This is a genomic window from Nostoc sp. MG11, assembly GCF_014904695.1.
GTDB lineage: Bacteria > Cyanobacteriota > Cyanobacteriia > Cyanobacteriales > Nostocaceae > Komarekiella.
In genome coordinates, this window is the sequence record NZ_JACXXN010000005.1 from 303,817 (window position 1) to 319,499 (window position 15,683).

The following is a 15,683-nucleotide window of genomic DNA, read 5'->3' on the forward strand; positions in this document are numbered from 1 at the left end:
ACTTATAACTATTTAGTCACAAAATTTTAAACTGCTTATGCGTGCAATGATTTTGGAAGCACCGCGTCAACCTCTGCGCTTAATTGACCTGCCAGTGCCAAAACCGAATCCTGAGCAAGTGTTGATTCGCGTTCATGCTTGCGCTGTCTGCCGTACAGATTTACACATCGTTGATGGAGAATTGACACACCCAAAACTACCTCTGATACCTGGGCATCAAATTGTGGGTACTATTGAGGCGATCGGCGATGCCTGCGGCAAGCCGCCTGAAGGGCGTCTACGAGTTGATAAATTTACTATAGGTCAGCGGGTTGGCGTTCCCTGGCTAGGTCATACTTGCGATCGCTGCCGTTATTGTCTCTCTGGTCGGGAAAATCTCTGCGATTATGCTGAGTTTACAGGTTACAACCTCGACGGCGGCTATGCTGAGTATACCGTAGCCAACTACCGCTTTTGCTTTCCTCTAGACCCTAGCTATCCTGACTTACAAGCTGCACCCCTATTGTGTGGTGGCTTAATTGGCTATCGTGCTTACAGAATGACTGGTGATGCTGAAAAACTAGGTTTTTATGGCTTTGGTTCAGCCGCCCACATTTTAATTCAACTAGCTCGTTATCAAGGGCGTCAAGTATTTGCTTTTACCCGTTCTGGTGATATTGAGGGACAAAAGTTTGCTCGTCAACTGGGTGCAACTTGGGCGGGTGACTCAGATGTATTACCTCCAGAACCCTTGGATGCAGCGATTATTTTTGCTCCCATAGGGAAGTTAGTACCGGCTGCTTTGCGTGCAGTCGCTAAAGGTGGCGTTGTAGTGTGTGCTGGTATTCACATGAGTGATATTCCCTCTTTTCCCTATGAAATTCTTTGGGAAGAAAGGATGTTGCGGTCTGTTGCAAATCTAACTCGCCAAGATGGAGAGGAGTTTTTGGCGTTAGCACCCAGAGTTCCCATCCGCACAGAGGTGAATTCCTTCCCGTTAAGTGAAGCGAATGCAGCTTTGGATGCACTTCGCAGTGGTAAATTTGAAGGCTCGGCTGTTTTAGTAATTGACTAGGAGTTTGAAAATGAATCAAGTTTTACAAGATTTATCGACACCCAACTTAGTGACAGCCCTCGAAAACAACATGTTCGCATTCTTTACGAACTATGGTCGTGCGCCACATCGGGAAATCTGCTCTACATCTAACTTGATTCGTTTTTGTACTGGTATTTCCTTTGCGTTTTTCAACGGTGTTTTTCGCGCTCAATTCGAGCCTAACCAAATCGATGCTGCGATCGCCAAAACTCTCAACTACTTTACCGCACAACAGCTACCAATGTTTTGGTGGACAGGGCCAGCAACCCAACCGCCTGAATTGGGAAAGTATTTAGAAGCCCACGGATTAAGCAATTCAGGTGAATCACCTGTGATGGCGATTGATTTGTTGACTTTATCTGATGAACAGCCTTTACCAACAGATTTAGCAATCGCCCAGGTTAGCGACAGCGAAACCCTCAAGCATTGGGTACGGATAGCAACAGTTGGCTTTGAAGTTCCCGATACAGAATTCGATGCTTTTTTTGACTTAGAGTTAAGCTTGGGGATTAATTCCCAGGAGTATATACGTTTTATCGGCTGGTGGAAAGGTTTACCAGTTGTAACTTCAGCCTTGTATCTAGATCCACAAGTAGCAGGGGTCTACGTTGTAGCTACAACCCCAGAAGCAAGAGGAAGGGGATTCGCATCAGCACTGGTGCTAGCTGCACTAAAGAAAGCCCGCACCCTTGGATACCGTGTAGCGACATTGCAAGCCTCAAAAATGGGTGTGAACGTATATCGTCGGCTTGGATTTCAGGAGTACTGTAAGACAAGTTTTTATCTTTGGACGGGTAAACCAAATCACAATCAGTAGGGGTGTACAGCTAGCCGTGCGCCCCTAGCGCCTAACTTCAAATCCCCGGAACCCTTCAGGTTCTTCATACTCAACCACAACCTCTTTGACCACAGCAGCAGGTGGCCCAGAGTGACACCAACGAACCATTTCTTCTACAACTTCCAGCGCCCCTTCAAAAACTGCTTCCACACGATCATCGGAGAGATTTCGCACCCAACCAGTTAATCCTAACTGGCTAGCTGTATCCACAGTGGCGTAGCGATAGCCTACTCCTTGGACTCGGCCAGAAATGAATACATGGGCGCGAATTAACTTTGGCAGTGGTGTGGAATTCTGCATACACTAGTCTATTCTTTACGATTCCAGTCTACCTAGTTTATGTATGCACAACCCATTTTTAGCTCACGAAATTAATCGCGGTCTTCGTCGTCCTCGTCATCTTCGTCGTCTTCGTCGTCACGACGTCTGTATTCGCGGTCTTCGTCTTCATCGTCGCGGTATGCAGACTGGTAATCTTCGTCTTCGTCGTCACGACGTCTGTATTCGCGGTCTTCGTCTTCATCGTCACGTCGTTTTTGCTTCCCACCAACTATATTTCCGAACACATCACCTATTCCCATAACTTTTCTCCTAAGTTAGCAAGTCTTTTTATCTATGGTTACTTTAAGCAGTGTGTCTGAGGTTTGTAGCAGATAAATCTTCCAGCAGGTGTAAATCAAGATAAAATCATCCCTATCTTTGGGAGTCTGCCAAAGTAGTGATAAAGTATTTTTTACTAACTATTATGCATTTCATTAGTCAGTGATCAATCATACACACGCATAGCAAAACAACTGACAGTTTTTAAATTGTGAATTGCTTATGTCTAACCTACCACCACTGAATACAGAAACCATTTGGGCAATCCTTGAAGATAAACTTGCTGATGCGATCGTTAACCAGATGATATGGCATTATTTAGGCTATCGCTACAACTCCTCAACTGAAACATGGGATACTAGCGCAGTTACTCCCGAATGGCGGGATGAATACCCACAACCGCCAGATTTTATAGATAGTCGCCCCGCAATAGTCAAGCTAACTCGTTCTATTCCTTCAGAAAATAAACAATTATTAAAAGAAAAACTTGGTTTTAAAGGTTACAAAATCGGTGAATTTGTCCCTCGACAAACTCGCAGAGCAACAGCAGCAAATTGGTTATTAAGTTATCTGCAACAAACTTACACTGAAAATATTTTGTAGCTTGTAGATTAGTATTGTCTTTGCAAAAAGAATAACTATTAACTTTAACTTATTCATGTCTAATTACTTAAATTAAAAATGTCAAAAACAGTTAAAAATAAAAAAATATCCAGTAATAACTAAACATTTATTCCTGAAGATAGAGGTAATGCTTGTTTAACTATTTCCGGCGAGCGATTTCCAAATTTAATTTCTCATTAGACAATACTGCTACCCAGATTTTATATTCCTAACACTTCTATGGCAAAGCCAATTGAATTTAATTTATTTGCACCATACAACAAAGGAGCTTCATTAATAGGTTCTTTTTCTGATTGGCAAGAAATCCAAATGGAAAAAGGTGATGATGGCTATTTTCGCACAACTGTTGATCTAGAAGACGGCACTTATCAATATAAATTCCGTGTTCAATCAAATTCATGGTTTTTTGAACTAGAACAATGGGTTGATGTCACAGATCCTTATGCAACTGATATTGATGAATCAACTGGAAAAGATAATGGTGTTGTAAGAATTAAAGATGGTCAAAGAATTGTTGATACATATATCTGGCAACATGATGACAAACCTCTCCCGGCTGACCATGAATTAGTTATCTATGAACTACACGTAGCTGACTTTTCTGGTGGTGAAGATGACCCTTATGCACGAGGAAAGTATAAACACGTTATTGAAAAGTTAGATCACCTGTCTGAATTAGGAATTAATGCTATTGAGTTGATGCCACTTAAAGAATATCCTGGCGATTACAGCTGGGGTTATAACCCCCGCCATTTCTTTGCAACAGAATCTAGTTATGGTTCTACTGCTGAGTTAAAGCAGCTGATTGATGAGTGTCATGGCCGGGGTATTCGCATAATTATTGACGGTATTTATAACCACTCAGAAGCAGGCAGTCCCTTAACACAAATTGACCATGATTACTGGTATCATCACGAGCCACGTGACCCTGACAATAACTGGGGTCCTGAATTTAATTACGAACATTACGACGAGAAATTAGATACTTATCCTGCTCGTAAATTTATTGGTGATACGATCCGTTTTTGGGTTGGTGAATATCACATAGATGGTATCCGTTATGATGCGGCACGGCAAATTGCCAACTACGACTTCATGCACTGGATTGTTCAAGAAGCAAAAAATACTGCTAGCATGAAGCCTTTTTACAACGTTGCCGAACATATTCCAGAAACTACCAGTATCACCAATGTAGACGGGCCAATGGATGGTTGCTGGCATGACAGTTTCTATCACTGTATCCTCGAACATATCTGCGGTGATACATTTGATTTAGAGCGCCTTAAAGATGTCATCGACTGCAAACGTCAAGGCTTTATGGGTGCGACAAATGTGGTAAATTACTTAACTAACCATGACCACAACCACGTTCTGGTAGAGTTGGGAAATCGTGAGATTTTTGACGAAGAAGCTTTTAGACGGACTAAACTGGGAGCAGCAATTCTCATGACAGCTGTCGGAGTTCCTTTGATTTGGATGGGTGAAGAATTTGGCGAGTACAAACCCAAAACTCCAGAATCAGCCAAAATCGATTGGACGCTGTTAGGTAATGACTTAAACCGAAGCTTGTTTGAGTACTACAAAGGCTTAACCAATCTACGTAAAGATAATCATGCTCTCTATACAGAGAATATTGATTTTATCCACGAAAATCCAGAGGCGAAGGTACTAGCTTATAGCCGCTGGAATGATGAAGGCTCTCGTGTTGTTGTTGTAGCCAATTTCTCAGAAAATTTCCTGGGTGGCTATCACGTTCCTAACTTTCCTAGTAATGGTACATGGCACGAGTGGACAGGTAATTATGATGTTGAAGCTGGTGATGATGGTATCCTGACAGACTTGGGGCCATACGAAGCTAAAGTGTTTGTATGGCATTAATCACTTAAGAAGATTACCAGATTATCAGATTCCCGACTTCTATAAGAAGTCGGGAATCTAACAAAAAAGATAGACAAAATAGTTGCTTTGAAAAAAATTTATAATTCTATATTACATTTTTGTTTAAAATAGAATGGCACAAATTATGAGGACTGCGCCATGCAAAATAAATTATTTAATACTAATATTGATAATGACCACGTTTTATTAACTCCCAATGAAATCAAATCAAAATTACCTTTAACACTATCAGCAGAACAAACAGTTTTAAACTACAGACAGGAAATAGAACATATACTAGATTTTCAAGATAGGCGAAAATTCATAGTAGTTGGCCCATGCTCAATCCATGACCCAAAAGCAGCAATTGAGTATTCCGAGAGGTTGAAGTTTTTGGCTGAGAACGTCAAAGATAAACTGCTATTAATTATGAGGGTATATTTTGAAAAACCTAGAACAACTGTAGGATGGAAAGGTTTAATTAATGACCCAGATATGGATGATTCTTTCCATGTAGAAAATGGTTTATTAATTGCGCGTAGCCTGTTATTAAAAATTACGGAATTGGGATTGCCTGCTGGCACAGAGGCATTAGATCCAATAATACCACAGTATATTAGTGAACTGATTACATGGTCTGCCATTGGAGCGCGAACAACCGAATCACAAACTCATCGTGAAATGGCAAGTGGACTTTCGATGCCTGTGGGTTTTAAAAATGGTACTGATGGTAATATTCAAGTAGCTTTGAACGCTCTACAATCAGCTAGAAATCCTCATAATTTTATTGGAATTAACCAAAATGGACAAGTAAGCGTATTTCAAACTAGAGGAAATGCTTACGGACATGTAATTTTAAGAGGCGGTAATCAACCCAACTTTGATGCAGCAAATATCAAACTGGTAGAAGAGAAATTAAAAGAGGGGAACTTATCACCAAGAATTGTTATTGACTGTAGCCACGGCAATACAAATAAAGATTACAGATTACAAGCTCAAGTCTTGGAAAATGTTGTTCAACAAATAGCAGATGGGAATACATCCATAGTCGGAATGATGCTGGAATCTAATTTGTATGAAGGTAATCAACCAATTACTGATAAGCGAGAAGAATTAAAATATGGTGTTTCTGTAACTGATAAATGTATTAATTGGGAAGAAACTGAAAGAATTATTTTGGCTGCCTACGAAAAGCTTAAGTAATGAAGTTTTGAAACGCAGAGGAATGCAGAGCAACGCAAAGGAGCGCAGCGAAAAGTTATGGAGGAGAGTTTCCCCGACCTAGGAAACTTTTCAAGTTAGAGTATCGCAGAGAAATAACTTTGTCTACCTTTGCGTTAAAACTCTGCGTCACTCTACGTTTAAACAATTACAGAATCGTCCCAGTTTCTTTCAAATAAACCCGCGTAAATGGCTCGTCTTCTCCCAAGGTGTAATCTTCAATTAATCCTTTGCGACGGATAGAGATGTCGTTTTCTTTTCTAATCACCACAGTAGAACCGTCGAAGACATCCCGTACTAGCATCATCTCAATTTCGGTAGGATTATCCAGAACAACCATATTACTATTCTGGTAAAACATACCCTCTTCCTTTAGTACGTCTTCATTGTACTCAGCTATTAGCAAATCAAGTTTTGGATGACGCAGCAAAGTTTGAACGTTGATGTTGTAATCTTTGCTGAATACTTTTTTTGACCGATTCACAAAAACTGCATCACGACAAACAGCGCCTATTGTCCAGTCAGGATGTTGCAAAAGAATATGATCAATCGTTTCTTGCAGCTCCTCAACTGAGATTTTATTAAAGGTGATAATTGGGATTCTGGCATGCGTACCAGTCTCAAAAAATGTTTCTAAGATATGTGAAGGCACATCAACGCTGTCACCAACCGCCGGTTTAAGATGCATTAAAATACCAGGTGCAGCGTTAATTTCCAGGATGGCAAAATTACTGGTTTTCCAAGATTCTGCGAGACTTTTGGTAATAACATCAATACCGAGGCAAGTTAGCTGAAAGTGTTGGGCAATGTCTTGCGCCAAGATAATGTTGTCGTGGTGAACTATATCTGTAGCATTGATGCTCATACCTCCAGCGGAAAGATTAGCGACTTTACGAAGGTAAACAACACGGTCTTTCTTAATAACGCTTTCCAGTGAAAAACCTTGTTCTTCTAGGTAGAGTTGCATCGCCTCATCACGCTGAATCTTACTCATCGGCGAGGTGGGTGTATCCAAACGTCCAGGTTTTCTGTTTTCTTGGCGAATTAACTCTTCAATAGTTGAATTTCCATCACCGACAATCGATGCTGGACGGCGTTCTGTAGCGGCGACGAATTTGCCATCGACACACAGCAAGCGAAAATCTGCTCCTGGAATGCTTCTCTCGACAATTATCTGTGTTGATTGTTCTTCTGGAATTGCTGCCAGTGCCCTATTGTAAGCAGATACCAGTTCTTGTGCATCTTGTACATCAGCTGTTACGCCGATTCCTTTATGACCTACTACAGGCTTAACTGCTACTGGGTAGCCAATTTCTCTTGCTACCGCTAAGGCTCCTTTTTCAGAGACAACGATATCGCCTTCGGGTACTGGGAAACCCAAAGTTTTTAAAAATGCTTTGCAGTCGTCTTTGCGGGTGGTGAACTCCGAATCTAGATGGCTATCACAGTTAAATGTTGTTGCTACCCCCCTAACTTGTTTTTTGCCAAAACCGTATTGCATTAGTCCTTCTTCCCATAAGTAAAAGGTGGGAATACCTTTGTCGTAGGCTGTTCGCAATAAGGCGTAAACAGTGGGGCCGCCGTAGACAGATTGTCGGAATCGTCTTTGAAGCCTCACAAGCTGTTCATCAAAAAGGAAGTCTTCTTTTTGGGTAATGGTTTCAAACCAATCCCAAACAAAGTAAACTACCTCTCTAGTTGTACGTTCATATAGTGATTGAACGCTGATTCGGACAAAATCTGGGTATGGCTTGACACTCCAACGGTTGAGGTGTAAGTCCATATACAGCTTTCCAACTTCTGAAACAAGTTGGGCAAATAGATGAGCATAGGATTCGTAAGTTTGTTCACCTAAATGGGGATAGCGATCGCCAATAATCGAAATATAATCCTCTAGGGGCAGAGGCTCTCTATACTCTGTCAGAGCAAAATCAAATACTAGTGCCCCTGTATTCAAATAGAAATTCGGCCCAATATAATGCTTGAAGTTGAAAATATCGAATACATCAGTTCTTCTCGCATTGATACGGACTGCATCGCTTTTTTGTTGAACCATTGATTGCAAACCTTTGGCTAAACACCCTGAATTTTAAACGCCGAGTTACAGTTACTTAGACTTATTGATTGTAGATTGATTCACATTGCTTTTTAGGAAGCGATAGCTTTGCTATTAATTTTGCCAGCCTTAACTTAACCCTAATACTCAGCATTTTCAACTATCTCAGGGCATAATTCAACCTTTAGAAGTCAGTATAGAAGAAATATCCGTGCGTATAAAATCATTAGGAGTGCTAAAAGATATAACCTTTGAGAGGTGCGAGACTCGTCTCAAATTTGTATAAATAATATTTAGGCTATTAAAAAGACAGCAAACTATGAATAGCACACAAACTGGTCTAAGATATGAAGTTCGACAACTTGCTGAGGAGGCTTTTCACCTCAGGTTGATTTCTGGGCATGGGGATGGGCCAGATTTAAGTGAGTATCAAATTGTCTACCAAGGTAAACCTAGACATCTCCCACTAGAACAGGCTCGCCTTTTCTTAACTAACTTGCTTTACAGAAGTCAGATTCACTAAAGTTTTCAAGTCAAATACATAGCTTAAAATATCCAATTACAGTCGGATAAGATCAATACCAAAATTCAGTTAAAGTTTTCACCTTACTGATTAAAACATTGTGCAACAGTTACATATAATAATAAATTCTTCAAAATTGCACAATGAATACACACTCAAAAAATTCACAACAAATAAGATAAACAATGCCTCTAGATAACAGTTCTAGAGGCTGTTGAATGAGTAATTTAAATTTTGTATATAGAAATACTTTTTAGGGAAATGATGATTTTTATTCTTTTCCTTAAATTTTTCTGCGCCAAATTGCTTTTTGATATTTTACTCTTAAATTTTGTATCGTAATCTACCAAATGGGTGATTCTACAGTTTTAATTGTCATGTTTTATTGAAATTTATCAACCAAATCAGGAGGCATCATTGTGGAAAGTACGACTAAACGGCAACTAGTGATTATTGGAGGAGCTGAAGATAAAGAGAATGATTCCCAAATTCTTAGGGAGTTTGTACGTCGCGCTGGTGGTACGAAAGCAAACATTGTGATTATGACAGCAGCGACAGAACTACCAAGAGAAGTAGGAGAGAATTATATTAGAGTGTTTGAGCGACTAGGAGCCGAGAATGTTCGTATCATTGACACGGAAACCCGTGAAGATGCAACTTCATCCACAGCGTTGGAAGCTATTCACAAAGCAACTGGCGTATTTTTTACTGGGGGCGACCAAGCCCGGATTACCAGCATCCTCAAAGACACTGAAATCGATGCAGCTATTCATAAACGCTTCTCTGAAGGCATAGTTGTGGCAGGCACAAGCGCTGGTGCTGCTGTAATGCCTGATAAAATGATTGTAGAAGGTGACTCCCAGACAAACCCTCGAATTGAAGTTGTGGAAATGGGACCTGGTCTTGGTTTTTTGCCAGGTGTAGTAATTGATCAACATTTTTCCCAGCGTGGACGTTTAGGACGCCTGATTGCAGCTTTGCTGCAAGAGCCTGCTGTTTTGGGATTCGGTATTGATGAGAACACGGCTATGGTTGTTACCGATGACCAAATTGAAGTGATTGGCGAAGGTGCAGTAACAATTGTAGACGAATCAGAGGCTACGTATAATAATCTCGGTGAAATATTGAAGGATGAGCCTTTAGCAATTTTTGGCTCAAAGCTTCATATTCTGCCACATGGTTATAAATTTGACCTCAAAACTCGCCAACCTATCCTAAATAATGGTACTGTGCCAGATGGGTCTGTACCAGTTGGTTCAACAAACACCTAACCTTTAGCAGATGCATTTAAATCAGTAGTTGATATATCTAAATTCGTGATATTCATCTCTTAAATATCCTCCCAACCAACTCGAAAAAGGGGAATATATTCCCCCCCTTTCACAGAATATAAGGGAGGATTATTTATAGTAATTCTTACCTCGGTGAGGTACACAGAAGAAGTAATTAACCACAGATAAACACAGCGAAAAGTTTGCGTGTCCAGGTTTATCGGCGCAAAACTTTAAAGAATATTCAAGCTGCTGAGGCATCAATAGTTGGGTTAGGCGATGTCAGACGGGCTATACCTGCAATTGCTGTCTGAGCTAGAATCCCACGCCTTTAACGAAGTGGAGGTATGGGAGTATGTCAATCAGGAGTAGTTCATTAATCGCTACACTAGATAAATGAAGCGAGTTGCTAAAACACTAAAAGTGGCTTTCAACCTTTATTGCAACTCAGGACACCGCTACAATAGTACCCTAAAGCAGGATTATGCCAAAATAGCGATATTATGACTTCTACTACGACTGTCAAAACTGAGTATGAAGCGATTATTGGATTAGAAACCCATTGTCAGCTGAGTACCAACACCAAAATTTTCTCTACTAGTTCTACAGCTTTCGGTGCTGACCCTAATACTAATATTGACCCGGTTTGTATGGGTTTACCTGGGGTATTACCCGTACTCAACCAAAAAGTTCTGGAATATGCTGTTAAGGCGGGTTTGGCATTGAATTGTCAGATTGCCAAATATAGTAAATTTGACCGTAAACAGTATTTTTATCCTGACCTACCCAAAAATTACCAAATTTCTCAGTATGACCTGCCGATCGCAGAACATGGTTGGTTAGAAATTGAGTTGGTAGATGCTGAGGGAAACCCAATTCGTAAACGCATTGGGATCACGCGTTTACACATGGAAGAAGATGCAGGAAAATTGGTACACGCAGGCAGCGATCGCCTCTCTGGTTCTACTTATTCTCTGGTAGACTATAATCGCGCAGGTATACCTTTGGTAGAAATTGTCTCTGAACCAGATTTGCGTTCGGGACTAGAAGCGGCTGAATATGCCGAAGAGTTACGCCGCATTGTGCGATATCTTGGTGTGAGTGACGGCAATATGCAAGAAGGGTCACTACGCTGTGATGTCAACATCTCCGTGCGTCCAGTGGGACGAAAGGAGTTTGGCACTAAGGTAGAAATCAAAAACATGAACTCGTTCAACGCCATTCAACGGGCGATTGACTACGAAATTGAGCGGCAAATTGCAGCGGTAGAAGCAGGCGATCGCATTATACAAGAAACTCGCCTGTGGGAAGAAGGCGCTCAACGTACAATTAGTATGCGGGTTAAAGAAGGTTCTAGCGATTACCGCTACTTCCCTGAACCAGATTTAGCACCAATTGAGGTGTCAAACGAACAATTAGAGAAGTGGCGTAGCGAACTACCAGAATTACCAGCTCAAAAACGCCATCATTATGAAAGTGAGTTGGGACTTTCAGCTTACGATGCGCGAGTCTTGACAGAAGATCGTCCTGTATCAGAATATTTTGAAGCTGCGATCGCAGCTGGAGCAAATCCAAAAGCTGCAGCTAACTGGATTACTCAAGATATTGCCGCACACCTCAACAAGCAAAAACTTGCTATCACAGAAATTGCTCTGACTCCCATCAATCTCGCTGATGTGATCACTCGGATTGAAAAAGGCAAAATTAGTAATGCCCAAGCTAAAGAAAAACTCCCAGATTTGCTGAGTGGTATTTCTCCTGAAAAAGCTTTTGCTGGTCAGGAATTGATCACTGATCTTAGTGTACTGGAACCTATCGTTGATGAAGTCATTGCTGCCAACCCCAAAGAACTAGAAAAGTATCGCAACGGTAACACTAATCTTAAAGGCTTCTTTGTTGGGCAAGTTTTGAAAAAGACTGGCAAACGTGCTGACCCGAAGCTGACTAACGAATTGGTAGATAAGAAATTGAATGCCTAGTTTTTATTGAAACTCGCATCTTGCATCAGTTGCAATAACCGCTTTAAGAATGCTGACTCAAAACCCTGTGGCTTTAGTCCAAGCAATGAAAGCTGCTAGTAGGCAAAAGGGTAAAAACAAGAACCTCTAAACAGGTGTTTTCCCCGTAATTTCTTCACAAAATGTTTACAAGAAGACCAAAAAGAAGGGTGACAACCCTCATGCCTAAGATGGTATACTGTGGTAAGTAGATGCACCCTGATGATCTGGAGAGCTGCCTAAGTAGCTCTCTTTTTTTGTTTTAGTGCTACATAGGGTAGTATAGTAAACAAAAATTTATCTTTTGGTGATTTTCAAAGCAACTAGCTATTTTTTATAAGGTAATAATTACCGATTATTATGGCACTCTCACTGCACATTACTTAGTCATAAGAAAGGTAAAAAAAATTATGCTAATCGCTAATTGGTGCATTATTATTGCCAACAGTAGAAATGCTTGATTAGGAAGAGTTAGCTATTTAGTAACTGAATAACTAATATCAGTTAAATGTGCTACCTACCCAACCTGATAGTTGTAGGGAAAAATAATGACAGATTGGCAGAAAATTGTTGGTGGTGTCACAGCCCCAAGAGGCTATCGGGCGGCAGGAATTACCGCAGGACTGAAACCTTCGGGGTTGCCAGATTTAGCTTTGATATTATCAGACGTAGAAGCGATCGCAGCTGGTGTATTTACCACCAGCCAAGTTAAAGCCGCCTGTGTAGACTATTGTCGCCAACATTTACGAACCAAACATAGTGCTAGGGCGATTCTCTGCAATGCCGGACAAGCAAACGCCGCTACAGGTACTCAAGGTTGGGTTGATGCTCTAGAATCTGCTATGGCAGTAGCCCAAGCACTAAACATTCCCTCGGAATCTATGTTACTAGCTTCCACTGGGGTAATTGGGCAACGAATTCCTATGGATAAACTCAAAGCAGGAATTCCCAAACTAGTGGCAGCACTATCAGAAACAGGCTCAGATGCAGCAGCCGAAGCGATTATCACCACAGACTTAGTAACAAAATCCATAGCCCTAGAGACAACTATAGGCGACCGCCCCGTGCGGATTGGCGGCATTGCCAAAGGTTCCGGGATGATTCATCCCAACATGGCAACCATGCTAGCATTTGTCACCTGTGATGCAGCTGTTTCACCCACCCTTTGGCAGCAGATGTTAACAAGGGTAGCTGATAGAAGTTTCAATTCCATCACCGTTGATGGTGATACTAGCACCAACGACAGCTTAATTGCCTTAGCAAATGGTCAATCCCGCACCCCAGCAATTACCGAAATGGGGGTAGAAGCAGAAAAATTAGAAGCAATGTTAACAGCAGTATGCCAGCATTTAGCCAAAGCGATCGCTCGTGATGGTGAAGGTGCAACCTGTCTGATTGAAGTGCAAGTAACTGGGGCCCACGATGAACTCTCAGCTCGTCAAATAGCCAAAACTATTGCTGGTTCATCCTTAGTTAAATCTGCAATCTTTGGACGTGACCCCAACTGGGGACGCATCGCCGCCGCCGCTGGACGTGCAGGTGTGCCTTTTGAGCAAGAAAGCCTACAAATTAAGTTAGGTAATTTTTTAATGCTGGATAATGGTCAACCTTTAACCTTTGACCGTGCAGCGGCGAGTGCTTATTTGAAACAAGCCGCGATGGGTGCTTATCTTGAAGAGGATACTGTGTTAATCTCCGTCAGCGTTGGCAATGGTCATGGTACAGGTAAAGCGTGGGGTTGTGACTTGAGTTACGACTACGTGAAAATTAACGCCGAGTATACGACTTAAAGAAATAAACTACAAAGACGCAAATATCACCTATTTCAATAACAGAATAGTAGACTAATAAGGCTTACCACAAACAAACTTTAAACTACCACCCCATCAATGACCTTAAGGTAACTTAAATATGTGACAGTGTATTTATTCAATTATCAAAATACACAATTATGGTTTTTGCAGGTAAACGACCGAGTAATTTAGGTGTTAACAATGGTAAATTAGCACCTTGTCCCAACTCCCCTAACTGTGTTTCCAGCCAGAGTTCAGATGCAACCCATCAAATTGCACCGTTGATTACGTCTAACCCAGAGAGTGCGATCGCAACTCTTAAAGGTATCATTAAATCCCTACCCAGAACTAAAATAATTACTGAAAGTAAGGATTATTTGTATGCGGAATTCAAGAGTGCTTTGATGGGATTTGTGGATGATGTAGAGTTCTATCTAGACAGAAAAGCAAACGTGATCCAGGTTCGCTCAGCCTCACGCTTAGGTCAGAGTGATTTGGGTGTCAATCGTCAACGCATAGAGACGATTAGAGCGCAATTAAACAAAGTTTAGACCGACTAGGTAGCACTGTTAGTTAAACCAACTAAACTGCGGAAATGCCCATTTTGAGCAAATTTCTCTGCTAATATTTGTTGATAAACCGCTTCATAGCCATCAGTCATGTGCTGAATACTAAAGCGGTTTTCAACATACTGCCGACAAGCATAGCGGTCTAATTCTGCGACCTGATTAATAGAACTGACGCACTCTTGAATGTTATTGCAAAGAAAGCCCGTCTTGCCGTGAGAAATTACCTCTTCAGTAGAACCCAGTTTCATCGCAATTACTGGAGTACCCGAAGCCATTGACTCAACCATTACCAACCCAAACGGTTCTCGCCAAGTAATGGGGAATAAAGTTGCTGCTGCACCTCCCATGAGGGCATTTTTTTGCTCATGGTTAGCTTCACCCAAATACTCAATTTGCTCACCGTCAATCAGCGGTTTGATTTCCTTCTCAAAGTATTCCACATCAACAGCATCAACTTTACCAGCCATTTTCAAATGCCAACCAGCTTTTTTGGCAATTTCTATAGCTAAGTGCGTTCCCTTCTCTGGAGATATCCGACCTAAAAACGCTAGGTAGGGAGGATCTTCTGATTGAGCGTAAAACTTATAACTGCTGACATCAATCCCGTTGTAGACTGTCGTTAAATAGTTCAGCCCTAATTTTGGCTCCCGCTGTGCATTAGAAATACTAACGAAGGGTTGGTTTTTCCCATAACTAAATATTTTTTCGTTATCAGGGGTAAAAATACCATGCAATGTATGAACTGTAGGAGTTGTAACAAGCTTCGCACAAGCTAGTGGGCCATGCCCCGTATGAGAGTGAATAATATCAAATTCTTCTGCCCGTTCATACACTGAAGCTAATTGCAGCATCTCATAGATACTGTAATCTTTGATAGTGGAATCTAGTCTTAAAGCACGGGGATGAACTGACAATATTTTCGCCAGACTGATAGAATCTCCTGATGCAAATAGGGTGACTTCGTGTCCTCGTCTGACTAATTCATCAGTTAGTAACCCCACCACTAACTCTATGCCACCATAGGCGGGAGGTGGTACTCTTTCCCACAATGGGGCAATTTGAGCAATTCTCATCACAAATCTCCTAAAGAATAAGAATTGAATTAGAAGTGTTTCTTTCTTGTTTAATTGGTGCTTAGAATCGATTAACTATGGACTAAATACTTAAATTAAAACACCAATTTTATAAGAATCTTCTCCATATCTTATACCTTTACTTTTAGATATTTCGTCTATCTA

General features: G+C 41.1%; 14 protein-coding genes. 10 read left to right on the plus strand and 4 right to left on the minus strand.

Annotated elements, in window-relative coordinates; genetic code table 11:
• The first annotated feature begins 37 nt into the window (after nt 1–37).
• Both HCR01_RS10450 and HCR01_RS10455 read left to right on the plus strand, forming a co-directional pair.
• Complete coding sequence (locus HCR01_RS10450; protein ID WP_193196139.1) at nt 38–1,054, plus strand: zinc-dependent alcohol dehydrogenase family protein; 1,017 nt, start codon at nt 38–40, stop codon at nt 1,052–1,054.
• A 10-nt stretch (nt 1,055–1,064) separates the two neighbouring features.
• Nucleotides 1,065–1,892 (plus strand): GNAT family N-acetyltransferase, encoded by an 828-nt coding sequence (locus tag HCR01_RS10455; RefSeq protein ID WP_193196140.1) that lies wholly within the window; start codon nt 1,065–1,067, stop codon nt 1,890–1,892.
• A gap of 24 nt (nt 1,893–1,916) precedes the next feature.
• On the opposite strand, the gene HCR01_RS10460 is transcribed toward HCR01_RS10455, so the two are convergent.
• Together HCR01_RS10460 and HCR01_RS10465 are read right to left on the minus strand one after the other, a co-directional pair.
• Nucleotides 1,917–2,213, minus strand: a complete 297-nt coding sequence (locus HCR01_RS10460; RefSeq protein ID WP_193196141.1) for an acylphosphatase — start codon at nt 2,211–2,213, stop codon at nt 1,917–1,919.
• 71 nt (nt 2,214–2,284) lie between these two features.
• Nucleotides 2,285–2,494 (minus strand): polyribonucleotide nucleotidyltransferase, encoded by a 210-nt coding sequence (locus HCR01_RS10465; protein WP_193196142.1) that lies wholly within the window; start codon nt 2,492–2,494, stop codon nt 2,285–2,287.
• Between the two features lie 241 nt (nt 2,495–2,735).
• Between HCR01_RS10465 and HCR01_RS10470 the strand changes: the two genes are divergently transcribed.
• From HCR01_RS10470 to HCR01_RS10480, 3 genes are all read left to right on the plus strand, one after another.
• On the plus strand, nt 2,736–3,116 hold the full coding sequence (locus tag HCR01_RS10470; RefSeq protein ID WP_193196143.1) for a DUF1823 family protein: 381 nt from the start codon (nt 2,736–2,738) through the stop codon (nt 3,114–3,116).
• A gap of 240 nt (nt 3,117–3,356) precedes the next feature.
• Nucleotides 3,357–5,015 carry an alpha-amylase family glycosyl hydrolase gene (locus HCR01_RS10475; RefSeq protein ID WP_193196144.1) on the plus strand — a complete coding sequence of 553 codons (1,659 nt, stop codon included), beginning with the start codon at nt 3,357–3,359 and terminating at the stop codon, nt 5,013–5,015.
• A 159-nt stretch (nt 5,016–5,174) separates the two neighbouring features.
• Nucleotides 5,175–6,218: a 3-deoxy-7-phosphoheptulonate synthase gene (locus HCR01_RS10480; protein WP_193196145.1), complete on the plus strand. Its 1,044-nt coding sequence runs from the start codon at nt 5,175–5,177 to the stop codon at nt 6,216–6,218.
• A 166-nt stretch (nt 6,219–6,384) separates the two neighbouring features.
• Here HCR01_RS10480 and HCR01_RS10485 read toward each other — a convergent pair whose 3' ends face one another.
• Complete coding sequence (locus HCR01_RS10485) at nt 6,385–8,292, minus strand: acetate--CoA ligase family protein (protein ID WP_193196146.1); 1,908 nt, start codon at nt 8,290–8,292, stop codon at nt 6,385–6,387.
• Between the two features lie 319 nt (nt 8,293–8,611).
• Between HCR01_RS10485 and HCR01_RS10490 the strand changes: the two genes are divergently transcribed.
• The 5 genes from HCR01_RS10490 (at nt 8,612) to HCR01_RS10510 (ending at nt 14,427) form a co-directional block, all read left to right on the plus strand.
• On the plus strand, nt 8,612–8,815 hold the full coding sequence (locus HCR01_RS10490; protein ID WP_193196147.1) for a hypothetical protein: 204 nt from the start codon (nt 8,612–8,614) through the stop codon (nt 8,813–8,815).
• A gap of 416 nt (nt 8,816–9,231) precedes the next feature.
• Entirely contained in the window at nt 9,232–10,086 is an 855-nt protein-coding gene (locus tag HCR01_RS10495) for a cyanophycinase (protein WP_193196237.1), read from the plus strand.
• 503 nt (nt 10,087–10,589) lie between these two features.
• Nucleotides 10,590–12,065: an Asp-tRNA(Asn)/Glu-tRNA(Gln) amidotransferase subunit GatB gene (gatB, locus tag HCR01_RS10500; RefSeq protein WP_193196148.1), complete on the plus strand. Its 1,476-nt coding sequence runs from the start codon at nt 10,590–10,592 to the stop codon at nt 12,063–12,065.
• 566 nt (nt 12,066–12,631) lie between these two features.
• Nucleotides 12,632–13,873 (plus strand): bifunctional ornithine acetyltransferase/N-acetylglutamate synthase, encoded by a 1,242-nt coding sequence (gene argJ / locus HCR01_RS10505; protein ID WP_193196149.1) that lies wholly within the window; start codon nt 12,632–12,634, stop codon nt 13,871–13,873.
• 161 nt (nt 13,874–14,034) lie between these two features.
• The gene (locus HCR01_RS10510) at nt 14,035–14,427 is read left to right on the plus strand and encodes a DUF1499 domain-containing protein (protein WP_193196150.1); all 393 of its coding nucleotides are present in this window, start codon (nt 14,035–14,037) and stop codon (nt 14,425–14,427) included.
• Between the two features lie 5 nt (nt 14,428–14,432).
• Here HCR01_RS10510 and HCR01_RS10515 read toward each other — a convergent pair whose 3' ends face one another.
• Complete coding sequence (locus HCR01_RS10515) at nt 14,433–15,518, minus strand: glycosyltransferase family 4 protein (protein WP_193196151.1); 1,086 nt, start codon at nt 15,516–15,518, stop codon at nt 14,433–14,435.
• Nucleotides 15,519–15,683 lie beyond the last annotated feature (165 nt).